Annotated in this window: 22 protein-coding genes; 17 read left to right on the top strand and 5 right to left on the bottom strand. The window is 62.1% G+C overall.

The genetic code is table 11. The features are described from left to right. The first annotated feature begins 128 nt into the window (after positions 1–128). On the top strand, positions 129–1,493 hold the full coding sequence (locus LDZ21_RS18655; RefSeq protein ID WP_244795220.1) for an MFS transporter: 1,365 nt from the start codon (positions 129–131) through the stop codon (positions 1,491–1,493). 206 nt (positions 1,494–1,699) lie between these two features. After that, positions 1,700–1,984, top strand: a complete 285-nt coding sequence (locus LDZ21_RS18650) for a hypothetical protein (protein ID WP_244795219.1) — start codon at positions 1,700–1,702, stop codon at positions 1,982–1,984. 83 nt (positions 1,985–2,067) lie between these two features. On the opposite strand, the gene LDZ21_RS18645 is transcribed toward LDZ21_RS18650, so the two are convergent. Then, positions 2,068–2,502, bottom strand: coding sequence for a VOC family protein (locus LDZ21_RS18645; RefSeq protein WP_244795218.1), 435 nt, complete (start codon positions 2,500–2,502; stop codon positions 2,068–2,070). Positions 2,503–2,617: 115 nt separating this feature from the next. On the opposite strand from LDZ21_RS18645, the gene LDZ21_RS18640 reads away from it, so the two are divergent. The 6 genes from LDZ21_RS18640 (at position 2,618) to LDZ21_RS18615 (ending at position 9,329) form a co-directional block, all read left to right on the top strand. Beyond that, positions 2,618–3,544, top strand: a complete 927-nt coding sequence (locus LDZ21_RS18640) for a LysR family transcriptional regulator (RefSeq protein ID WP_244795217.1) — start codon at positions 2,618–2,620, stop codon at positions 3,542–3,544. Between the two features lie 39 nt (positions 3,545–3,583). Further along, positions 3,584–4,666: an FUSC family protein gene (locus LDZ21_RS18635; protein ID WP_244795216.1), complete on the top strand. Its 1,083-nt coding sequence runs from the start codon at positions 3,584–3,586 to the stop codon at positions 4,664–4,666. A 112-nt stretch (positions 4,667–4,778) separates the two neighbouring features. Beyond that, positions 4,779–6,590 (top strand): alkaline phosphatase D family protein, encoded by a 1,812-nt coding sequence (locus tag LDZ21_RS18630; RefSeq protein ID WP_244795215.1) that lies wholly within the window; start codon positions 4,779–4,781, stop codon positions 6,588–6,590. A gap of 173 nt (positions 6,591–6,763) precedes the next feature. Continuing rightward, a complete protein-coding gene (locus LDZ21_RS18625) occupies positions 6,764–7,000 on the top strand; it encodes a hypothetical protein (protein WP_052006090.1) in 237 nt (78 codons plus the stop codon). Between the two features lie 177 nt (positions 7,001–7,177). Beyond that, the gene (locus LDZ21_RS18620; protein WP_244795214.1) at positions 7,178–8,533 is read left to right on the top strand and encodes a sensor histidine kinase; all 1,356 of its coding nucleotides are present in this window, start codon (positions 7,178–7,180) and stop codon (positions 8,531–8,533) included. 112 nt (positions 8,534–8,645) lie between these two features. Then, complete coding sequence (locus tag LDZ21_RS18615) at positions 8,646–9,329, top strand: response regulator transcription factor (RefSeq protein ID WP_244795213.1); 684 nt, start codon at positions 8,646–8,648, stop codon at positions 9,327–9,329. A gap of 24 nt (positions 9,330–9,353) precedes the next feature. On the opposite strand, the gene LDZ21_RS18610 is transcribed toward LDZ21_RS18615, so the two are convergent. After that, positions 9,354–9,551 carry a DUF3563 family protein gene (locus LDZ21_RS18610; protein ID WP_244795212.1) on the bottom strand — a complete coding sequence of 66 codons (198 nt, stop codon included), beginning with the start codon at positions 9,549–9,551 and terminating at the stop codon, positions 9,354–9,356. A 257-nt stretch (positions 9,552–9,808) separates the two neighbouring features. Between LDZ21_RS18610 and LDZ21_RS18605 the strand changes: the two genes are divergently transcribed. The 7 genes from LDZ21_RS18605 to LDZ21_RS18575 all read left to right on the top strand — a co-directional run bounded on the left by LDZ21_RS18605 (position 9,809) and on the right by LDZ21_RS18575 (position 16,222). Next, positions 9,809–10,174, top strand: coding sequence for a hypothetical protein (locus tag LDZ21_RS18605; RefSeq protein ID WP_244795211.1), 366 nt, complete (start codon positions 9,809–9,811; stop codon positions 10,172–10,174). Positions 10,175–10,330: 156 nt separating this feature from the next. Further along, positions 10,331–11,473, top strand: a complete 1,143-nt coding sequence (dinB, locus tag LDZ21_RS18600; RefSeq protein WP_244795210.1) for a DNA polymerase IV — start codon at positions 10,331–10,333, stop codon at positions 11,471–11,473. Positions 11,474–11,566: 93 nt separating this feature from the next. Next, entirely contained in the window at positions 11,567–12,466 is a 900-nt protein-coding gene (locus LDZ21_RS18595; RefSeq protein ID WP_404980793.1) for a TauD/TfdA dioxygenase family protein, read from the top strand. Between the two features lie 36 nt (positions 12,467–12,502). After that, on the top strand, positions 12,503–13,525 hold the full coding sequence (locus LDZ21_RS18590) for an ABC transporter substrate-binding protein (protein ID WP_244795209.1): 1,023 nt from the start codon (positions 12,503–12,505) through the stop codon (positions 13,523–13,525). A 107-nt stretch (positions 13,526–13,632) separates the two neighbouring features. Next, positions 13,633–14,457, top strand: a complete 825-nt coding sequence (locus LDZ21_RS18585; protein ID WP_244795208.1) for an ABC transporter ATP-binding protein — start codon at positions 13,633–13,635, stop codon at positions 14,455–14,457. Beyond that, a complete protein-coding gene (locus LDZ21_RS18580; RefSeq protein WP_244795207.1) occupies positions 14,454–15,332 on the top strand; it encodes an ABC transporter permease in 879 nt (292 codons plus the stop codon). Before LDZ21_RS18585 ends, LDZ21_RS18580 begins: the two co-directional genes overlap by 4 nt. Before the next feature lie 89 nt (positions 15,333–15,421). After that, positions 15,422–16,222, top strand: coding sequence for an exodeoxyribonuclease III (locus LDZ21_RS18575; RefSeq protein WP_244795206.1), 801 nt, complete (start codon positions 15,422–15,424; stop codon positions 16,220–16,222). Here LDZ21_RS18575 and LDZ21_RS18570 read toward each other — a convergent pair. The 3 genes from LDZ21_RS18570 to LDZ21_RS18560 form a co-directional block, all read right to left on the bottom strand. Next, positions 16,219–16,830 carry a phasin family protein gene (locus LDZ21_RS18570; protein ID WP_244795205.1) on the bottom strand — a complete coding sequence of 204 codons (612 nt, stop codon included), beginning with the start codon at positions 16,828–16,830 and terminating at the stop codon, positions 16,219–16,221. The genes LDZ21_RS18575 and LDZ21_RS18570 overlap by 4 nt on opposite strands. 142 nt (positions 16,831–16,972) lie before the next feature. Continuing rightward, positions 16,973–17,839: an alpha/beta hydrolase gene (locus LDZ21_RS18565; RefSeq protein WP_244795204.1), complete on the bottom strand. Its 867-nt coding sequence runs from the start codon at positions 17,837–17,839 to the stop codon at positions 16,973–16,975. Positions 17,840–17,848: 9 nt separating this feature from the next. Further along, positions 17,849–19,213 carry a nucleobase:cation symporter-2 family protein gene (locus LDZ21_RS18560; protein ID WP_244795203.1) on the bottom strand — a complete coding sequence of 455 codons (1,365 nt, stop codon included), beginning with the start codon at positions 19,211–19,213 and terminating at the stop codon, positions 17,849–17,851. A gap of 392 nt (positions 19,214–19,605) precedes the next feature. Here LDZ21_RS18560 and LDZ21_RS18555 point away from each other — a divergent pair, with 392 nt between their 5' ends. Beyond that, on the top strand, positions 19,606–20,526 hold the full coding sequence (locus tag LDZ21_RS18555; RefSeq protein ID WP_035970762.1) for an STAS domain-containing protein: 921 nt from the start codon (positions 19,606–19,608) through the stop codon (positions 20,524–20,526). Positions 20,527–20,577: 51 nt separating this feature from the next. Then, positions 20,578–20,937: an STAS domain-containing protein gene (locus LDZ21_RS18550; protein ID WP_035970761.1), complete on the top strand. Its 360-nt coding sequence runs from the start codon at positions 20,578–20,580 to the stop codon at positions 20,935–20,937. Positions 20,938–20,944: the final 7 nt, after the last annotated feature.

The following is a 20,944-nucleotide window of genomic DNA, read 5'->3' as shown; positions in this document are numbered from 1 at the left end:
ATCCCCGCGTTGCGAAGGCATCCGTTGTTGCGTACTCTCACGCGCATCGCATAGTTCGCTATGTGAATCGCTGTTCGCGTAACGAACATTTGGCGAACATCTGTTGCCTCTTACGTAAAGGGATTGAAGTGAGCAGAAGTCCTAGCGTGAACGTCCAGACGTTCATCAACGAGCATCCGTTCTCGCCGTTTCAGTGGCTCATCTTCGGGATGTGCTTTGTCATCGTCCTGCTGGATGGCTTCGATACCGCCGCGATCGGCTTCATCGCACCGTCGCTCGTGACGGAATGGCAAATCAGCCGGCCCGCGCTGGCACCCGTGCTGAGCGCGGCGCTGTTCGGCCTCGCGGCGGGCGCGCTGCTGTCCGGGCCGCTGTCGGACCGGCTCGGCCGCCGGTCGATGCTGCTTTCATCGGTGATTCTCTTCGGCGTCGCGTGCTTTGCATCGGCCTATTCGGCCGACATTACACAACTGACGACGCTGCGCTTCGTCACGGGCCTGGGCCTCGGTGCGGCGATGCCCAACGCCGTGACGATGATGAGCGAGTTCTGCCCCGACAGCCGCCGCGCGACGCTCATCAATCTGATGTTCTGCGGCTTTCCGCTGGGCGCGGCGTTCGGCGGCTTTCTCGCGGCCTGGATGATCCCGCATTTCGGCTGGCGCAGCGTGCTGTTCCTCGGCGGCGTTGCACCGCTCCTGTTGTCGGTGCTGCTGCTCATCGCGCTGCCTGAATCGGTGCGATACATGGTGGCGAAGGCGAAGCCCGTCGACAAGATCCGCGCGACGCTTGCGCGCATCTCGCAGGACGCCCGCAACGCCGGCTCGTTCTTCATGACTGAAACCGCGCCCACGGTGCAGGGGCAGAGCGGCATGAGCGTGGTGCTGTCGCGTTCCTACATCGTCGGTTCGATCATGCTGTGGCTCGCCTATTTCATGGGCCTCGTGATCTTCTATGCGTCCATCAACTGGATGCCGATCCTGCTCAAGGAATCCGGCCTCAGCCCGCAACGCGCGACGCTGATCTCCGCATTGTTCCCGCTGGGCGGCGTGGGCGCCGTGCTGCTCGGCGTGCTGATGGACAAGTTCAATGCGAACCGCATCATCGCGGCGTGCTACGCATTGACGGCGGTGAGCGTGTATTGCATCGGACAGGCGGCGGGCAACGTCGGACTGCTGGTGCTGGTCGTGTTCCTCGCGGGCGTGCTGATGAACACGGCGCAATCGTCGATGCCCGCGTTGGCCGCGGCGTTCTACCCGACGCAAGGCCGCGGCACGGGCGTCGCGTGGATGCTGGGCATCGGCCGCTTCGGCGGCATCGCTGGATCGTTCCTCGTCGCCGAACTGACGCGTCTGCACTTCACGTTCGGCGGGATTTTCGCGGTGATCGCGGTGGCGGGCGTCATTTCGGCTGTCGCGTTGCTGATCAAGCAGGCGGCGCATCCGCAGTCCAAAACGTCGGGCGATCTCAAGGCCACGGGGCCGGTCGGACACTGAGCGTTCGTTGTCGCAGATAATGTGACGTAGCCTCGCGTGGCTCTGCTGCGCGAGGCTTTTTGTTTTTTCGTCACCGATTCGTCAGACTGTGGCACGTCGCGTGCTCCTGACCGAATGCGACGCGCCGCCGTGCGTCACGCCGCGGCGCTCAGCATGTAGAACAATGCACGGATCGCATTCGCAACTGCTAACAGGAGTCTTTGGACATGAAACGTATCGCTCTCTTGTGCGCTGCTGGCGCATTCGCTCTCGTCTGTGCATCGGCATTTGCACAGGACAATCCGCCGAGTTCCGCTACGGGCCTGCAAGCCGGCGACAATGCGCAAACCACGACGCAAGGTTCAGGCACCTCGCACAAGTCGACGCACACGAAGAAGTCGCACGGCAGCCATTCGTCGTCGATGAAGACGGGTCCGTCGACCGCGCCCGGCGGCACCGCAACGCCGAGCGGCCCCGGCGCACCGGTCAGCGCAAGCGGCTCGGGTCAGTAAGCTTTAACTCGGCCGATGTAAAAACGGGACGCTCGCGAGCGTCCCGTTTCTGTATGCGCGCGTTCATGCAACGCGGCAAGCCTTCATTTCGCGAAGAGCGACGCCATGTCCGCAAACGCCTTGACCTCAACGGCATTGCCCGACGGATCGAGAAAGAACATCGTGGCTTGCTCGCCGACTTCGCCCTTGAAGCGAACATGCGGCTCGATGATGAAGCGCGTCCCCGCAGCCTTCAGCTTTTCGGCAAGCGCTTCCCACTGAGGAATCGACAGCACGACGCCGAAGTGGCGCACCGGAACGGCGTCGCCATCGACGGCGCTCGTCGTGCGATGTCCCGCTTCGTCGGGCGCAAGGTGCGCGACGATCTGATGACCAAAGAAATTGAAATCGACCCATTCGGTCGAACTGCGCCCTTCGGGGCAGCCGAGCAGATCGCCATAAAACTCGCGGGCGGCAGCGAGGCTATGGACGGGAAACGCGAGATGAAACGGCGGCATGGCGTCGTGCGGGGTGCTCATGTGACGGTCCTTTCCTGAAAGTGAGAGCAGCAGGGCTCCGATTGTATTGACAAAAATTCCTGCTGAATAACGATATATTCCGGGAGTCAGCTCAACGGAAATCGATCAATCGAACATGCTGCGCGAACTCATGACTTTCATCGCGGTGGCGCGCCACGGGACGTTTGCGGCGGCGGGCGCGCATATCGGACTCACGCAATCGGCGGTCAGCGCGCAAATGCAGCGGCTCGAAGCGCATCTTGGCTTTGCGCTTTTCGACCGCACCGGCCGGTCCGCCACGCTCAATGACGCGGGCCGCCGCACGCTTGAACTCGCCGATGAACTCATCGCACTCTATGCAAGGCTTGCGGAACCCGAAGGAAGCGATGAGCGCGGCGGGACGCTCAACGTTGGCGCAATTGCATCGGCACACGCGGTGCTTTTGCCCGATGCCATCGCCATGTTCCGGCGCACGTTGCCCGCGTGGCGCATTCGCATCGTGCCGGGGGTATCGCTCAATCTGCTCGCTCAAGTCGATGCCGGCGAAACGGACATGGCCGTCATCATTCGTCCGCCTTTCTCGATGCCGTCCGAGTTGCATTGGCGCACGCTCGTCGTGGAGCCGTTCGTCTTGCTCGCGCCTGCATCGTTGAAGCGAGGCGAATGGCGCGAGTTGATCGAAACGCAGCCGTTCATTCGCTACGATCGCCGTTCGTTCGGCGGGCGGCAAGTGGACGTTTTCCTGCGCAGGAAACGCATCGCCGTCCACGATGCAATCGAAGTCGATGAATTGCAGGGCATCGCGCAACTCGTGGCGCGCGGGACGGGCGTCGCGTTAGTGCCGAAGTCGGCGGGCATCGGTGCATGGCCACGCGGCGCGGTCGCGCTGGATCTCGGCGACGATACCTTCTATCGTGAGATCGGTCTCGTCGAGCGTGCGCGACGCGTTCCTCGCGACGCGGCGACGCTCCTTGCCGACTGCATCGTGAAAGCCGCGGCGCATGAGGACGGCGCTTCGCAGTCGACCGCAGGCAAGCGCACGACGCGAAGAAAGACCGCCTAGAATCCGTTGCAGGCCAGCTCGCATTCGAGGTGAATCGCGATGGACGACGGACAACCGGCACGCGCGCGCCGCATCACCGCGATGGTTGCATGGCTCGATCGTATCGACCCCGGTACGCATCGCCGCATCAAAGGCTTGCGGCTCGTGACGGCCTACGCTCTCGCGGCGGCGATCGGCGCTTTGCACGACGTGACGCGCGAGGCCCCGGCGAGTGTGTCCGTCGGCACGCTCGCAGCGACTTTCGCACTGTGGGCGAGCGTGTCCGAAGCGCGCACGACGCGTGCGGAATCGAGCCGCGATCTGGCGATACTCTGTGCCGCCGCCGCATTCGGCGCATTGACGCTCGCGCTGTTTGGACCGATGTTTCGCGAGTTCGGGCGCGGCGGTGCGGAGTTGATTCTCGTGGCCGGCGCGTTCTGCGTGGGCTATCTGAAGCGCTTCGGCGTGACGCGCGCGGGCGTCGGCTCGCAAGTCTATATCGGTCAGCTCGCGGCCTATGCAATAAACCTCACGCTCACGGATGCATGGGCGATCACGCTCGCATCGCTCATCGCGATGATCGCCGCTATCGTGCCGCGTGTTCTCAGCGGCCCGGCGGAGCGGCCGGTTGTATTGCCGGCGCTCGCTTCCGAAACGGCCTACGGCAATCGCAGCATATCGCCTGCATTCGCGATGGGATTGCAAGCTGCATGCGGCGCGCTCGTCGTGGTTCTGCTCAACGCGGCGGTCGGGCTCATCGAGTCCGCATGGGCGATTACCGCGTGCGTGTATGTCGTTGCGACATCGGCAGTGGGCACGGCGGAGCGCGTGCGGCGGCGCATCTATGGCACGCTGGTCGGCGTGCCCGTTGGCCTCGTTTGCCTGCCGCTTGCCGAGCACGCGCCGCTCGTCGTCTGGACGATGGCCGCGCTTGCGATGATCGTCTACGCGATGGCCTTGCCGGATCGCTATGACATCGCGTGCGGAGCGTTTGCATTCGCGCTCATCGTGACGCTTGTCGCAAGCGGTGTGCACTCGGTGCCGCTGCTCGCGGCGCGCGCCTGGGAAACGCTGCTTGGCGGCGCTCTGGGCATTGCTTCCGCGAGGCTCGTGTTTCCATTGAGGGCGGTGCAACCGCGCTAGCCAGATAAGCAAACGCATGTGCTGTTTCGTGCGCAACGACGCTCACGTTCCTTGACAGCGACAGGTCCGGTTTATAGCCTCAGAACAGATGCCGCATTCCAATGGAGGCTTTATGGACCGCCGCCGTTTCTTGTCTTTATCCGCGTTCTATACGGTTGCGGCGGCGTCGGGGACGCTCGTCGCCTGTCATCATTCGAGCGACGATGAAGGAAGCGGAAATGGCGGCACGCCACCGCCGCCGCCCACGGGCGCCTATGCCTTTCCGCAAGGCGTCGCGAGCGGCGATCCGCGCGATACGTCCGTCGTGTTCTGGACGCGATGCGTCGCTAAGGCAGGCGGCGCAGGGCAGCCCGTGCCCTTGACTTTGCAAGTGTCACCGCTTGCCGATTTCTCGCAACTCGCCGCGAGCGTGGCGTTGAGCGCAGTGGCCGATTACGACTATACCGTTCGCGCGAAAGTAACCGGACTGACGGAAAGGATGACTTACTATTATCGTTTCGTCGCGGGCGGCGATATCAGCGCGATGGGCGCTACACGCACCGCGCCTGCCGCTAACCAATCCATCGAACGGTTGCGCTTCGCGTGGTTCACCTGTCAGAACTGGAGCGCAAATCACTGGCAAGCGATGACGTTGATGGCGGCGGAAACCGATCTCGACTTCGTCGTGCATCTGGGCGACTACATCTACGAAACTGTGGGTTCGCCGAGAGACGCCGCCGAGCCCGCGCATCCGCTGATTACCTTGCCTGACGGCGTGCCGCATGCGGACGGCGGTTTCTACGCGAATTCACTCGCCGATTACCGGACGCTTTATCGCACGTATCGCGGCGATGCGCGCTTGCAGACAGTGCACGCGCGCTTTCCGATGATCGCGATCTGGGACGACCACGAGTTCTCCGACGACTGCTGGCAGGATCATCAAACCTATACGAACGCGAACGAGCGGCAGACCGCGCGCCGCCGCAATGCAAATCAGGCGTGGGCCGAATATCTGCCGGTGGATTGGGGCGACGTATCGTTCGACCTGAATAACGCGAGCTACGACAACATCCGCATCTATCGCGACTTCCGCTTCGGCGCTTTGCTCCATCTCATGATGACCGACGAGCGGCTCTATCGCGACGATCACGTCGTCAGCGAGGCGGCGATTGCACAAGGCCTCGGCCATGATGCGGTGAACGGCAATGACATCGTCGGCTCGCGTTACTTCGTGCCGCAACAAGTGCTCGCGCAATTCGAGGCGCTCGATACACAGCGCCTCGGCCGCGCGCCGTCGATACTCGGCCCCACGCAGACGCAGTGGTGGAAGGACACGCTGAAGGCGTCGACCGCGACGTGGAAGGTTTGGGGCAACGAGGTGATGATGAACCGCATGTGGCTCGACTTGCGGTCGATTGCGCCCGCGCCCGCGAACACGGTTTTCGTGCTCGACTGCGATGCATGGGATGGTTACCCGTCGCACAAGGCGGAACTGATGTCGTTCGTGAAGACACAGGGCATCGCGAACCTCGTCGCGATCACGGGCGACCTGCATGCGTTTCAGGCCGGCATCGTGCGAGACAATCCCGATCCCGCGACAGGCACGCCGGTCATGGTCGATCTGATGGCCGCCGGCATCAGCAGCCGGCCCTTCTTCAGAGACGTGGCGACATACTCGGCGGGCATGCCGCTCGCGTCGCTGATCAGTTCTTCCGGCGTGCTCGATACCTTCATCCAGCAGAACAACCCCGACATGCTCTATGCGGATCACGACGGCCTGGGCTATGCATCGGCAACGGTGACGGCGGGTCAGTTCATCGCGATCTTCAACAAGGTGAAGAGCTTGAATGCGGATGGCACTGCACCGCAAGATGCGCTCGCGAAGCGCACGCGTTTGACGATCAACGCGGGCGCGGTATCGATAGGCGTCGAGGACAACGTCTGAAGACGAAGGACTTCATACAGTAACGATCACCCGCCCATTCTTATCCGCGCTTCTGGGGGGATTTCAACGTAACGGCACGCACGTAGACTGCGTGCACATTTCGGAAGGTCGCTTGCTGAACCCGTGCAATGAGGCCGATGAAGTGGATACATGAAACCCTCAGGAGCACGATCATGATGAGCAAACTCAGTGGCGTCATCTTTGTTGCAGCTTCGCTTGCCGCGTCTTATGCGCTTGCAAGCGGCTATGGCCCCGCACCGCATTACACGCCTTCGACCGGCGCGCCCGCGTCGCAGCAAGGCATGAACACGCAAACCATTGCCGCCGATGAAGCCGCGACGCAACGCAGCAACGATGCGGCGGTGACGAAAGACAAGCAGGATAGTCCTCTGATTCAGGCGCAGGACTGAGCGCCTGCGCGCCGGAGGCATCGGCGCGAAAGCAATGAAGATAGTCAGGCCCATCGGCGCTATGCGTCGAACGTCATGGCATTCGATGGGCCGAACGCTGCGTTAGTGTATTGATCGATGCAAGTGCCGCCGTTCGGTCGCGCGGCTTGCCCGACTTTATTGACGCTGCGGAATGACATGATCAAATCGCTGAGGAACCAGTTGGTCGTCGCGCTCGGCTTGCTGGTGAGCGCAGTCGGCATCGTGCAGGGGGTGAGTTCGTATCACCTGAGCAAGGCCGGCATCAATGCGCTGCTCGATTTACGTCTCGAACAGGTGGCGGCGCGCATGCGAGACGGTTTCGCTGAAGGCATTCCGAAGAATCCGGCGCGCGGCTCGCAGGACGATCGCGATGTCGTCGTCGTGCTGTGGAAGCCTGGCTACCAAGCGCCGTTTCGCACGACCGATCCATCGCTGCGCTTCTCGCCCGATGCGCCGCCGGGCTTCTCGAACGCCACGTTCAACGGTGAAGAGTGGCGCGTCTTCACGCGGGACGAACCGACGATGACAATTCAGGTGGCGCAACGTTCTTCCGTGCGCCGGGCGCTGGCGGAAGAGAACGCCACCCGAACGCTATGGCCCATCGCCGTGCTGTTGCCGCTCATGTGGATCGCCGTGGTGCTCGTCGTGCAGCGCTCGCTGCGCACGCTCAACCGGCTGGGCAGCGAAGTGCAGGCCATCGACGCGGGCCATCTCAGGCCGCTGCCGAGCGTCGGCGTGCCTGCGGAACTCGCGCCATTCATTCGTTCCATCAATACGATGATCGAACGGCTCGCCAAATCCATAGAGAGCGAGCGCAAATTCATTGCCGACGCAGCGCGCGAATTGCGCACGCCGCTCACTGCGCTTCAGCTTCAGGCCGATAACCTCGCGCCGCATATCGCGCCCGGCAATCAGGAGCGATTTCACGAACTCAGGCGCGGTATCGCACGCAGCGGCAGTCTCATCACACAGTTGTTGAGACTGGCGCGCGCGGACGCGCCGTTAAGCGGCAGCGTGCTGGCGCGCGTGGATATGTCCGTCGTCATCAAGGACGCCATCGCCGATGTGCTGCCGATCGCATTCCAGCGCGGCCTCGATGTCGGCGCGGAAGAAGTGATGAGCGCGCACGTGCGCGCGGTGGAAGCGGACATCTGCATCGCGGTGATGAATCTTCTGTCCAATGCGGTGCGTTATACGCCCGATGGCGGGATCATCGATGTCCGCATGCGTCGCGACAAGGACAGGGTGTGGGTCGAGATCATCGACACGGGACCGGGCATCGACGAGGCATTGCTGCCGCGCGTATTCGAGCGCTTCTTCCGCGCAAACGCAGAGGTGGAAGGCAGCGGGCTTGGCTTATCGATAGTCAAGGCCATCGCGGTGCGTTACGGCGGCGAAGTGAGGTTGCGCAATCGCGGCGACGGGCGTTCCGGCATCGTCGCGGCCCTCGGCCTACCCGTCGATGAAAGCATGGACGATGCGCCCGCGCGAAGCAATGCTGCAACCGCCTGAGCGCCGACTACAATTCATTCGCCACGCGGCGCGATGAATCGCTCGAGACCGGTCGTGCTTTTGCAGCGCTTCGCGCTTTGACGTCTGCCCATTGCGATGAGCAAGGTGCAATATGCGAATTCTTCTGATCGAAGACGACGTGCAGATCGGCACGAGTCTGATGCGCGCACTGAAGGACGCGGATTACGCCGTCGACTGGGTGCGCGACGGCAACGCGGGCCGCAAGGCGATGGACGCCGCCGAATACACCGTGGTGCTGCTCGATCTCGGCTTGCCGGGCATGACCGGCATCGAACTGTTGCGACAGGCGCGCACGGCGGGCAACGCGACGCCCGTGCTGATCCTCACAGCACGCGACGACCTCGACACGCGCGTGCAAGGTCTCGATCTCGGCGCAGACGATTATCTTCTCAAGCCCTTCGACATGCCTGAGTTGCTGGCGCGGATTCGCGCGGTGCTGCGCAGAAAAGCGGGCTATGCGGTTTCGCGTCTCGGCGACGAGTCCATCAATCTCAATCTCGATCAGCGCACGCTGACATGCGGCGAGACTTCAGGCGTGCTATCGGCGCGCGAGTTCGCCTTGATGCACGCATTGATGGAACGCCCCGGCACGATATTCTCGCGCGATCAACTGGAAGACCGTCTTTACGGTTGGGGCAAGGAAGTCGAGAGCAACGCGGTCGACGTGCTCATTCATTCGGTGCGCAAGAAGTTCGGTGCAAGCGTCATTCGCAATGTGCGGGGTCTTGGCTGGACCGTGATGCTTGGCCAGCCCGGCCGCGACGATGCGAAATAGCGGCGCGCTGAAAGCGCTAAGGCGTTAAGAGCGGTTTGCATGGTCATGCGATCTCACTGAACCGCAAAAAGGCAGCGTATAGCTGGGCGCTTCCTGTTCAACGTGGTGCATGCGGAGCTCGAGGTCCGCGAGATCGGTCGACGAAGCGAAGTAGGCATCGGTCCCGGCGTCGCGCCGCGAGGAAATGAATTCGACGAGGGATTGAGAAAGGCGTTCGAACATGATGGGCTCCGTCATTAACAATTCACTGAGGAATCGACGGTCTCGCTTGCCGGGCCCTGGTAGCAGCCGTCGATGCAAAGCAGCTTGGGCTTCGTGAATTAGCGGTTAATGAGGCAGACGAAAGCGTTCGTCAGCGCACGATGTCGACTAATGCGAGCAGTGCCGCGCCGCACCATCACGTGCTACCGTGTTTCAATACGGAACGTAAGCGCGTGCTTCAGCGCTTCTCGTCGAAACGTCTTTCGTGAACTGCCGCCATGAACGATGTCCCTCGTACTCTCAGTACCCGCGATCGCGTCGAATTGCTTTGCTGGCTCACATGCGGCAGCCTTGGCGCGTTCTATCTGAATGGCGACTGGCCGGCGGCGTCGTTCCATGTGCAAGCGGCGCATAAATGGCTCGACCGGCATCAGCGGTTTGCGGACTGGCTGACCATCGCGAAACTGGCCGCCATTGCCCGCGATCTTGCGACGCGTCATTGCGCGATGCTCGAAGCCGACTGGGCGCGCGACGCCGTCGAAGAAATTCTCGATAGCGAAGACCTCAACTATCAATCCGACGTCGTTAGACAGGTATTCGACGACTGCCGCCGTGCGCTCGCGGAAAAACGCACGCCGGAGTAAGCATCGGGCGGCGCACTGGCAAAAATGACTGTATGAATGTACAGTAGGCCATTTTCTATCCAGCCTCGCCGCCTTTGAGTCTTTCCTCCGTCGATGAACGCGTCACCCTCGACACTCGCCACGCATAGCCCCGTTAAACGTATTGCGCATCTAGACATGGACGCATTCTTTGCGTCGGTCGAACTGCTGCGCTATCCAGAACTGCGCGGGCAGCCGGTCGTCGTGGGCGGAGGGCGCAACGCGATGCCTGAGACGCTTCCCGATGGCACACGCCGCTTCGCGCGCCTGCGCGATTACGCGGGCCGCGGCGTGGTGACGACCTCCACGTACGAAGCCCGCAAATTCGGCGTGTTTTCTGCAATGGGCATGATGAAGGCGGCGCAGCTTGCGCCCGACGCCATTCTGCTGCCGACTGACTTCGAGTCATACCGTCACTATTCGCGCCTTTTCAAAGCTGCAATCGCGAGTTTCACGACGCAAATAGAAAATCGCGGCATCGACGAGATCTATATCGACGTCAGCGATATGCCGGGAGAGTCCGCCGAGATCGGCAAGCGCATGAAGAACGCCGTGTACGAAGCAACCGGTCTGACGTGCTCCATCTGCATTGCGCCGAACAAGCTGCTGGCAAAGATCGGCTCCGAGCTGGACAAGCCCGACGGTCTCACCATTCTGACGATGGACGACCTGCCCACACGCATCTGGCCGCTGGCTGCGCGCAAGGTGAACGGCATCGGCCCGAAGGCGAACGAAAAGCTGGCGGCGCTTGGCCTCGTGACGGTAGGCGATATCGCGGCCGCCGACCTCGGTTTTCTACAGACGCATTTCGGCCCCACGTATGCGGCGTGGCTTGCGCGCATCGCTCAGGGGCAAGACGATCGTGACGTGGTCGTCAGTTCCACGCCGAAGTCGATGAGCCGCGAGACCACGTTCGAGCGCGATCTCCATCCGAAGCACGATCGCACGACCTTGTCGGCCAAATTCACTGACTTATGCAAGCGCGTCGCGGACGATCTTCAACGCAAGGGCTATGTCGGCCGAACAGTCGGCATCAAGCTGCGCTTCGACGACTTTCGCACCGTCACGCGCGATCTGACAATTCCCGTCGCAACCGCCGACGCCACCGACATTCGCCGCGCGGCGACGGAGTGTTTGAAACGTATTCCGCTCGATAGGCGGCTGCGCCTGCTCGGCGTGCGCGTCAGTGCGTTGAGCGTGCCGGGAGAAGCGGACGCGTTCGTCGCGCCGGTGCAGGTCGAATTGCCCTTCGATGCGCTCGATGATTCAGTGAGTCCTTAGCGTACCGGCGAATAACGAAATCGCGTATCGTTGTTTGCTCATGCGTCGCGTGCGGCGTAGATTGTTCGTCTATTCGCCGTTTAAAAAGCAACCGTGACGATTCTCTCTCCGACCCACGACGCTTCCGAAGAAGCCGTCGATCAACGCATCGTGATTCGTCCGTTCGATGGCCCGCTAGGCGCCGAGGTGATCGGTCTCGATCTGTCCAGGCCGCTCTCGCAGGCCGATTTTGCGCGCATCCATCGTGCGCATCTCGACTATCACGTGCTCGTGTTTCGCGATCAGCGCATCACACCCGGGCAGCAAGTGGCGTTCAGCAGGCGCTTCGGCCCCTTGCAGCGACACGTGCTGCATCAGTTCGCACTGAGCGGGCATCCTGAAGTGCTGATCGTGTCGAACATCGTCGAGAACGGCAAGCCGATCGGCCTGGGCGATGCCGGCCATTTCTGGCATTCGGATCTCTCATACAAGGAAAAGCCGAGCCTCGGCTCGATGCTGCATGCGCAAGAGTTGCCGGCCACTGGCGGCGATACGCTTTTCGCCAATCAGCATCTTGCATGGGACACGCTGCCTGCGCATCTCAGACAAGCAGTGGAGGGGCGCACGGCGGAGCACACGTACCTCGCCAAATATGCCGAGTTGCAAAAGCGCAGTCCGTGGCGGCCCAATCTCACTGCGGAACAGATCGCGGAAGTGAAGCCCGTCGTGCAACCGATGGTGCGCACGCATCCGGAAACCGGCCGCAAGGCGCTTTTCGTCAGCGAGCATTTCACGACGCGCATCATCGGCATGCCGGAGGACGAGAGCCGCGCGTTGCTGGATGCAATCTTCGCGCATAGCGTGCAGCCTGAGTTCGTCTATCGCCATGCCTGGCGCGAGCATGACATGGTGTTCTGGGATAACCGCTCGGTCATGCATCTCGCCGCCGGTACGCCGGACGATCAGCGCCGCAAGCTGTATCGCACGACGATCGAAGGCGACACGCCGTTCTGACGGCACACGAATAGTCCATAAAACACGGGGTTTCCGATGCATTCTCGACAAGGGAAGGGCGCATGGCGTGCGCTCGCCGCCGCGCTGGCGCTATCGATCGGCGCGGGCGTGCCGGCTGTCCACGCCGAAGGCACGCTGCGCATAGCCGAACAATATGGCGTGGTCTATCTGCTGCTTAACGTGGCGCGCGATCAGAAGTTCATCGAACAGGAAGGCAAGAAGCAGGGCATCGATATCAAGGTCGACTGGGCGAAGCTCTCGGGCGGCGCGAGCATCAACGATGCGCTGCTTTCCGGTTCCATCGACATTGCCGCGGCAGGCGTGGGGCCTTTGCTGACCATCTGGGACCGCACGCACGGCCGCCAGAACGTGAAGGGCGTCGCGTCGCTCGGCAATCTGCCGTATTACCTCGTGTCGAACGACCCGCGCGTGAAGACCATCGCCGATTTCAGCGAGAAAGACCGCATCGCGGTGCCGGCGGTAGGGGTATCGGTGCAATCGCGCGTTCTGCAATACGCAGCGGCGAAGCAATGGGGCGACAAGCAATACGACCGGCTCGACAAACTCACTCAGGCGGTGCCGCATCCCGATGCGGCAGCGGCCATCATCGCGGGCGGCACGGAGATCAACGCGCACTTCGGCAATCCGCCATTCCAGCAGCAAGAGCTGGCGGGAAATCCGAAGGCGCATATCGTGTTGAATTCGTACGATGTGCTCGGCGGCCCCAGTTCCGCCACCGTGCTTTATGCCACCGAGAAGTTCAGGAACGCGAACCCCAAGACGTATCGTGCTTTCGTCGATGGCCTCGCCGATGCCGCGCGCTTCGTCACGCAGCATCCCGAAGACGCCGCCGATATCTATCTGCGCGTGAATCAGGCGAAGATCGACCGCAATCTGCTCGTGAAGGTGATCAAGGACCCGGCGGTGCAATTCAAGGTCGCGCCTCAGAACACGTTCGCGCTTGCGCAATTCATGCACCGCGTGGGAGTAATCAAGAACGAGCTGAAGTCATGGCAGGACTATTTCTTCAGCGATCCCGCGACTAAGGACGGCAGCTAAAGCACTTATGCGCTTATCCATGCTCATGCATTGGATATGCGCAATGATTGTTTAGCGCACGAAGCACGCGCCGGTATCTTGATGGTTTGCCTTGATGCGTTGCTGACATGGCTGCAAATCCCCACTTGCTTTATCCGGTCGAAGGCGGCCGCGCCGCTGCCACGAGCGGAAAACTGCTATCCGCGCGTAACGTCACGCTCGAATACCGCACGCCGGAACGTCTCGTTCGCGCGACGCATGACGTGAGCTTCGACGTGTATGGCGCGGACCGCTTCGTATTGCTCGGCCCATCGGGTTGCGGCAAGTCGACGTTGCTCAAGGCGGTCGCGGGCTTCATTGAGCCGGTGGCGGGAAGCATCGAGATTGACGGCGAACGCGTGACGGGGCCGGGCGCGGATCGCATCGTCGTCTTCCAGGAATTCGATCAGCTGCCGCCGTGGAAGACGGTATTGCAGAACGTCGTGTTTCCCCTGCGCGTGGCGCGCAAACTAAGCCGCGCGGAAGCACGCGAGCGCGCCCTTCATTTCCTCGACAAAGTCGGTCTCTCGCGTTTTGCAGACGCTTATCCGCATACCCTATCGGGCGGCATGAAACAGCGCGTCGCCATCGCGCGTGCGCTCGCCATGCAGCCGCGCGTGCTGTTGATGGACGAACCTTTCGCCGCACTGGATGCGCTCACGCGCCGCCGGATGCAGGAAGAACTGCTGCGCCTCTGGAGCGATGAACGGTTCACGCTCTTGTTCGTCACGCATTCGATCGAAGAGGCGCTCATCGTCGGCAATCGCATTCTGCTTTTGACGCCGCATCCGGGCCGTGTGCGCGCCGAATTGAACAGTCATCAGTATTCGCAGGAAAGCGTGGGGCGCGGCGAGTTTCAGCAGAGTGTCGCGCGCATTCATCGCCTTCTGTTCGAAGAGGAGGCCGCGCGATGAGCACGCCGCAATTCATGGAGCCGCCCGTGCGGCCCGAGTTTGAAGCGATTCCGTCGACGCCGGATCAGGTCCGGCATGAAGCGCCTTTGCCGCTTGCAAAGCGTCTGACCGACCGCGCATGGCTGCGCAAGACGCTGATTGCGCTGGTGCTGATCGGCATATGGGAACTGGCGGCGCGCTTCGTGGATAACGACCTGCTGTTGCCGACCTTCAGCGCGACGTGCGCAGCGTTCGTGCAGGGCGTGCTGTCCGGCGAACTGATCGAGAAGGTCGCGATATCCATGTCGGTGTTGTTGCGCGGCTATTTTCTCGGCGCGGCCCTCGCATTTCTTCTGACATCGCTTGCGGTTTCGACGCGCATCGGTCGCGACATTCTTTCGATGCTCACCGCGATGTTCAATCCCTTGCCATCCATCGCGCTGTTGCCGCTTGCGTTGCTATGGTTCGGGCTTGGCACGGGCAGCCTGCTTTTCGTGCTCGTTCATTCGGTGTTGTGGCCGCTTGCGCTCAATACGTATGCGGGGTTTCAGGCGGTGCCATCGACCTTGCGCATGACAGGGCGTAATTACGGGCTCACCGGCTTGCGGCATGTCGTGCTCATTCTGGTGCCCGCCGCGTTGCCTTCGATTCTCGCCGGCTTGCGAGTGGGCTGGGCTTTCGCGTGGCGCACGCTGATCGCGGCGGAACTCGTGTTCGGCGCAAGCTCGGGCAAGGGCGGTCTCGGCTGGTACATCTTTCAGAATCGCAACGAGCTTTACACCGACCGCGTTTTCGCGGGGCTTGCGGCGGTCATCGTGATCGGGCTCGCGGTCGAGCATTTCGTGTTCGATACCGTCGAGCGGATAACGGTCCGGCGTTGGGGCGTTCAGTCGTAACCGCAGCGGTGTGACGAGACGCGCGGCACGCATCGTGCATCGCGCGTAGGATCGTCAAAAACACGCCATCGACAGATGGACACCGCCGAATGAAAATCGCGACCTTTAACATCAATGGCATTCGCTCGCGTATCGATGCCTTGCTGACATGGCTCGAGCGCGAAGCGCCGGACGTCGTGTGCCTTCAGGAACTGAAGGCCACGGATGCCCAGTTTCCGGCTGCGGCCATCGAAAAGGCGGGCTATGGCGCGCTTTGGCACGGACAGGCGTCGTGGAACGGCGTCGCCATTCTGGCGAAGGATACGCAGCCGATCCTGAGCCGGCGCGGTCTGCCGGGATTCGAAGACGATACCCATAGCCGCTATATCGAAGCGGCCGTGCACGGCGTGCTGATTGGCTGTCTCTATCTTCCTAACGGCAATCCACAGCCCGGCCCGAAGTTCGATTACAAGCTCGACTGGTTCGAGCGATTCAACGCCCATGCGGCGTCGTTGTTCGAGAGCGGACACCCGGTCGTGCTCGCGGGCGACTACAACGTCGTGCCGACCGACGAAGATATTTACAACACGCGCTCATGGCTGAAGGATGCGCTGCTGCAGCCCGAAAGCCGCGCCGCGTATGCCAGGCTGCTCGCGCAGGGCTGGACCGATGCCTTGCGCAAGAAGCACCCGGACGAGCGCATCTATACGTTCTGGGATTATTTTCGTCAGCACTGGCAGACGAATTCGGGGCTACGCATCGACCACATTCTGCTGAGCAAGGATCTCGCTTCGAAGCTGCAGGAGGCGGGCGTCGACAAATGGGTGCGTGGCGAACCGCACGCGAGCGATCACGCGCCCGCGTGGGTCGTGCTGAAGGAATCGCGCAGCAGAAAGAAAGCGGCTGCCTAGCTTTGACGTTTCGACGATGCGCGTGACGCCTTCGCAATCGGCGTCTCAACCGTTTCGCCGAGTTGCTTGGGTGCGCTCGCCGCTTCGCTGGCGATGTCGCCGCTCGCGTCGAGGATGACGCCGCCCGTCGCCTGAGCGGCTTGCGTGGCCGCTTGCGTTGCTTCGCTTGCGGTATCGGCGAGACTCGTAATGACCAGGCCAGTCTCTTGTGCAGCGGATTGCGCGCCTTGTTGCGCTTCGCTTGCGGCCGTGTCGAACAGGCCCTTCAGTGTGATGCCGTTGCGTTCGTACTGGCTGCGCACCTCGCCGAGAATGTCCGCTTCCGTCGACGTGATGATCGACCAGACGTTCTGTCCATACGAAGCCGCTTTCAACGGAAACTGCGCGAACAGCGCGGATTGCCAGCCGAGCACGCTTGCGCCCGCGTCTTCACCAGGCTTCAGCAGGTTGCTGCTTTCTTCGATCACCGTGCGCACCGTTTGCACGTTCAGTTCGGTGAGTTCCTGCAAACCGCTGGCGAAACGGCCGCTTGCGTTGAGAAACGCCTGCAGATTGGCGCGTGCGAGCGAAGGCATTTGATAAGCGATATTGCCGGGATACTGAAACATTGACCGCTCCTCTCAGGTATTGAATAAAAATCGGTAAATGGAGCGCGCCGGTCGGCGCATGGCTCACCGGATACGAGTTGATTCTGACGAAGCGCACTTGCAGCGGTTCCCATCCGGCGACTGAATTTTTAAAGCACGGTCGTCAGTCTGCGCCGTGAACCTCTTGTCTGTCGCGCGCCTTGAGCGATGCGAGAAATTGCATTACGTGCGTGCGTCCGCCTTTGTTCCAGACGTCGATATGATCCGCGCCTTCTATGAACGCGAGATGTTTGTCGCCTTTGGCGGCATCGAAAAGACGCTGGAAATGCGCGGGCGGAATCACGAAATCCCGCGTGCCGCCGTAAATCAGGAGCGGCGCGTGGGTGGAGCCGATCTTGGCGAGGTTGTCATAGCGGTCGCGTGCGAGATATCGCACGGGAAAGAGCCTGAAGCGCGCAGCGGCCACATCGACGATGCTGGTGAACGGCGCTTCGAGTATCAGCGCATCGATGCGGCATTCGCTTGCAAGCTGCACCGCGACGCCCGAGCCTAACGAATAGCCATGCAGGACGATGGAGCGCGAACGCTCCGCGGCATACGCATAAGCGGCGCGCGCATCGGCATAAAGGCCCGCTTCGTGCGGCTTGCCGGGATTGCCGCCATAACCGCGATATTCCGCAAGCAGGACGCCGTAACCGGCTTCGATCAATTCGAGCGCGATATGCGCCCGCTGTGTCAGGTCTTCGCCGTTGCCGTGAAATAGCAGGATGGTCGGCGAGGCTGCATCGGGCGGCGCTCTATAGCGCGCGATCAGATCGAGGCCGTCCTGCGTCCTGACGCTGATCAGTTGCGTATGAGCGTCGAGCGTGGCGTCGACGACCGTTTGCGTCTGCTCCAATGGATAGACGAGGCGGCCTTGCAGCCAGTAAAGCGCGCCCAGTGCAGCAAGGTACGCCAGTGCGATGGCGGCAAGCAGAAGCCCTAGCAGTTCCATCATCGAGCGCGGTGGATAGTGTGGGAATAGCCGCATGATAGAGCGTCATGCGTTGTCATCGCGCTGACGGAGGCTCAGGGGCATGTCCGCCGCGAGTTCGCGCTGGACGTCGTCCGTCGAATGGCCGCGATTGAACAGCGCATTCAAAAGGATCGCAACCACGGCGGTCAACGTGATGCCGCTGTGCGTGAGAGGCGCGGCCCACGCGGGCATCTGGCCGAAGAACGTCGGGGCCGTCAGCGGAATGACGCCGACGCCGAGACTGATCGCGACGATGAGCAAGTTGTTCTTGCTGTCGAAATCGACCTTGCTGAGTATCTTGACGCCGGTCGCGGCGACCATGCCGAACATCGCGATGCCCGCGCCGCCCAGCACGACCACCGGTATCGACGCAATCAGGTTCGACAGCTTCGGCAGGAGCCCGAGCAGCATCAGGATGACGCCCGACACCGCGACGACCCAGCGGCTCTTGACGCCCGTTATGCCCACGAGCCCGATGTTCTGCGAAAACGACGAGTGCGGGAACGTGTTGAAGATGCCGCCGATCACCGTGCCGAGTCCGTCCGTGCGCAGGCCGCGCGTGGCGTCGGCGCGCGAAACCGGACGCAGCGCAAGATCGCCGAGCGCGAGGAACATGCCGAGCGACTCCACCATGATGACGACCATCACGAGACACAGCGACGCGATCGCCGCGATATCGAAGGTGGGCATGCCGAACGCGAACGGCCGCACCGGCGCGAACCACGCAGCCCGCCCGATGCCGGAGAAGTCGATGAGGCCGAGCGGCAGCGCAATCGCGAAGCCGATCGCCATGCCGAGCAGCACGGAAATGTTCGCGATGAAGCCGCGCACATACTTGTTGATGAGCAGAATCACGAGCAGCACGATGCCCGCGATCATCAGGTTGCGCGGATCGCCGAAATGCGGTGCGCCGCGTCCGCCGCCGGCCCAGTTGATCGCGACCGGAAACAGCGTCATGCCGATCGTGAGGATGATCGTGCCGGTGACGATCGGCGGAAAGAAGCGCATCAGGCGTCCGAAGAACGGCGCGATCACGACGGCGAACACGCCCGCCGCGATCGTCGCGCCGAAGATCGCGGGCAGGCCGGCGCCCGATGTGGCCATCGCGACCATCGGACCGACGGGCGCGAAGCTCACGCCCATGATGACCGGCAGGCGGATGCCGAACTTCCATATGCCGATGCATTGCACGAGCGTCACGACGCCGCATGCGAAGAGGTCCGAACTGATGAGAAACGCCACCTGATCTTTCGGCAGCCTGAGCGCCGCGCCGATGATCAGCGGCACCGCAATCGCGCCCGCATACATGACCAGCACGTGCTGGATGCCGACGGCGAGCATCTGACCGAACGGCAGCACTTCGTCGACGGGATGAGTCGTGTGGGACATTGGCGCTCCGGCGTCGCGTTTTTGGGATGCCGTTTCAGTATTGCACCGCCGGAACGCCAGAAAATATTCGGGCTGCTATCTGCGGTATGGCGAACGACTGTCGGTAATTCCGGCTGATCGTCACGGAATATGTGACCGCATGAGCGAGCGCAGACGGAAGCATTTCCCGATTGCGCAGCCAGTCTCGAAGCGTCGCCGTAACAGTTGCCCGATCTCTTTCAAAACTGAGTCCTGCGCACTGTCGAATTTCGAGATGGCGTGCTACATTCCGAGCGCCTTCAGGTGCTCGACATCGGTGCGCGATCATTCGCTGCCTCCTTTTTCAGCAACGCTAAAGCATCTTCGTCGGGGCTTGTCGCCCGCAAAATCACTATTCGCACAGGGAACTCGGCATGGAAATGGTCGGCGGAGCACGGCTCGCCCAGGTATTCGGCAACAACCAGACGGAATTGCTGAACGAATGGATCACGAAGCAGCACGCCATCGCGTCGCGTCGCGGGCTCGTCGGCGAAGCGGAGCTGCGCAATCAGTTCTCGCAATTTGTTTCGCTGCTGCTGACGGTGCTCAGCGCTTCGGACCGGGTGGACTTCAAGGGAACCGAATGGCACGAAGTGCGCGCGTTTCTGGCGGATATGTCCGCTCAGCGTGCGCGTCAGGGCTTCTCGCCGGTTGAAACCGCGATGTTCGTGTTCTCGCTGAAGCAGCCGCTAGTGACACGCCTGCGCGCCGCTTTGGCGAACGAACCCGCCATGCTCGCCGATCTGACGTGGACCATCAGCGCACTGTTCGATGAACTCGGCCTGTACACCACCGAAGTGTTCCAGGCGAGCCGTGAGCAAGTGATCGTGCGCCAGCAACAAGAGTTGCTCGAACTGTCCACGCCTGTCGTGCAACTGTGGGACGGCATCCTCGCGCTGCCGCTGATCGGCACGCTTGACTCCGCGCGCACGCAGGTCGTGATGGAAAACCTGCTGCAAAAGATCGTCGAGACTGGCGCGGCCATTTCGATCATCGACATCACCGGCGTGCCGACCGTCGATACGCTCGTCGCGCAGCATTTGCTCAAGACGGTCGCCGCCGCGCGTCTGATGGGCGCGGACTGCATCATCAGCGGCATTCGTCCGCAAATCGCTCAGACCATCGTGCATCTCGGCGTGAACCTGTCGAACGTGACGACCAAGGCCACGCTCGCGGCGGCGTTCGTCGTCGCGTTGCAGCGCACCGGCAAGTCGGTGACGATGGCCGGCGCGCAGGAGCACGCAGCGCGCAACGGCGCGGCCGCCGGCATGCACGATTCGTCGTCGCCCGAATGACGGCGCGCGAGTTCTTCAACAGCATGCAACGCGACTGAACAGGGCCAGGCGATGGATCGCATTCCAATTCTCACGATGGGCAAGCTGTTGCTCGTCACCATTCAGGTGGACATGCACGACCGCCTCGCGCTCACGCTGCAGGACGATCTGACGAGCCGCATTGTCAAGGATGGTGCGAACGGCGTGCTGATCGACATTTCATCGCTCGATGTCGTCGATTCCTTCATCGGGCGCATGATCGGCAATACGGCGGCGATGGCGCGCGTGCTCGACGCGCAGACGGTCGTCGTCGGCATGCAGCCTTCGGTCGCGATCACGCTGGTCGAGCTCGGGCTCACGCTGTCGGGCGTGCGGACCGCGCTCAACGTCGAAAAGGGCATGGCGCTTCTCACCGGCGGCGGCGCAGCCTGACGGCCGC

The organism is Caballeronia grimmiae, assembly GCF_022879615.1.
GTDB lineage: Bacteria > Pseudomonadota > Gammaproteobacteria > Burkholderiales > Burkholderiaceae > Caballeronia > Caballeronia grimmiae.
Note: the sequence above shows the minus strand (reverse complement) of the source record. Positions and strands in the feature narration are given on the sequence as shown.

Excerpts from the sequence above, each read along its gene's own strand:
- LDZ21_RS18550 (WP_035970761.1), top strand. The coding sequence starts at position 20,578 with ATGGATCGCATTCCAATTCTCACGATGGGCAAGCTGTTGCTCGTCACC.
- LDZ21_RS18585 (WP_244795208.1), top strand. The coding sequence starts at position 13,633 with ATGGCTGCAAATCCCCACTTGCTTTATCCGGTCGAAGGCGGCCGCGCC.
- LDZ21_RS18635 (WP_244795216.1), top strand. The coding sequence starts at position 3,584 with ATGGACGACGGACAACCGGCACGCGCGCGCCGCATCACCGCGATGGTT.
- LDZ21_RS18650 (WP_244795219.1), top strand. The coding sequence starts at position 1,700 with ATGAAACGTATCGCTCTCTTGTGCGCTGCTGGCGCATTCGCTCTCGTC.
- LDZ21_RS18565 (WP_244795204.1), bottom strand. The coding sequence starts at position 17,839 with ATGCGGCTATTCCCACACTATCCACCGCGCTCGATGATGGAACTGCTA.
- LDZ21_RS18620 (WP_244795214.1), top strand. The coding sequence starts at position 7,178 with ATGATCAAATCGCTGAGGAACCAGTTGGTCGTCGCGCTCGGCTTGCTG.
- LDZ21_RS18615 (WP_244795213.1), top strand. The coding sequence starts at position 8,646 with ATGCGAATTCTTCTGATCGAAGACGACGTGCAGATCGGCACGAGTCTG.
- LDZ21_RS18590 (WP_244795209.1), top strand. The coding sequence starts at position 12,503 with ATGCATTCTCGACAAGGGAAGGGCGCATGGCGTGCGCTCGCCGCCGCG.
- LDZ21_RS18605 (WP_244795211.1), top strand. The coding sequence starts at position 9,809 with ATGAACGATGTCCCTCGTACTCTCAGTACCCGCGATCGCGTCGAATTG.
- LDZ21_RS18580 (WP_244795207.1), top strand. The coding sequence starts at position 14,454 with ATGAGCACGCCGCAATTCATGGAGCCGCCCGTGCGGCCCGAGTTTGAA.
- dinB (WP_244795210.1), top strand. The coding sequence starts at position 10,331 with ATGGACGCATTCTTTGCGTCGGTCGAACTGCTGCGCTATCCAGAACTG.
- LDZ21_RS18645 (WP_244795218.1), bottom strand. The coding sequence starts at position 2,502 with ATGAGCACCCCGCACGACGCCATGCCGCCGTTTCATCTCGCGTTTCCC.
- LDZ21_RS18560 (WP_244795203.1), bottom strand. The coding sequence starts at position 19,213 with ATGTCCCACACGACTCATCCCGTCGACGAAGTGCTGCCGTTCGGTCAG.
- LDZ21_RS18570 (WP_244795205.1), bottom strand. The coding sequence starts at position 16,830 with ATGTTTCAGTATCCCGGCAATATCGCTTATCAAATGCCTTCGCTCGCA.
- LDZ21_RS18575 (WP_244795206.1), top strand. The coding sequence starts at position 15,422 with ATGAAAATCGCGACCTTTAACATCAATGGCATTCGCTCGCGTATCGAT.
- LDZ21_RS18610 (WP_244795212.1), bottom strand. The coding sequence starts at position 9,551 with ATGTTCGAACGCCTTTCTCAATCCCTCGTCGAATTCATTTCCTCGCGG.
- LDZ21_RS18630 (WP_244795215.1), top strand. The coding sequence starts at position 4,779 with ATGGACCGCCGCCGTTTCTTGTCTTTATCCGCGTTCTATACGGTTGCG.
- LDZ21_RS18640 (WP_244795217.1), top strand. The coding sequence starts at position 2,618 with ATGCTGCGCGAACTCATGACTTTCATCGCGGTGGCGCGCCACGGGACG.
- LDZ21_RS18625 (WP_052006090.1), top strand. The coding sequence starts at position 6,764 with ATGATGAGCAAACTCAGTGGCGTCATCTTTGTTGCAGCTTCGCTTGCC.
- LDZ21_RS18555 (WP_035970762.1), top strand. The coding sequence starts at position 19,606 with ATGGAAATGGTCGGCGGAGCACGGCTCGCCCAGGTATTCGGCAACAAC.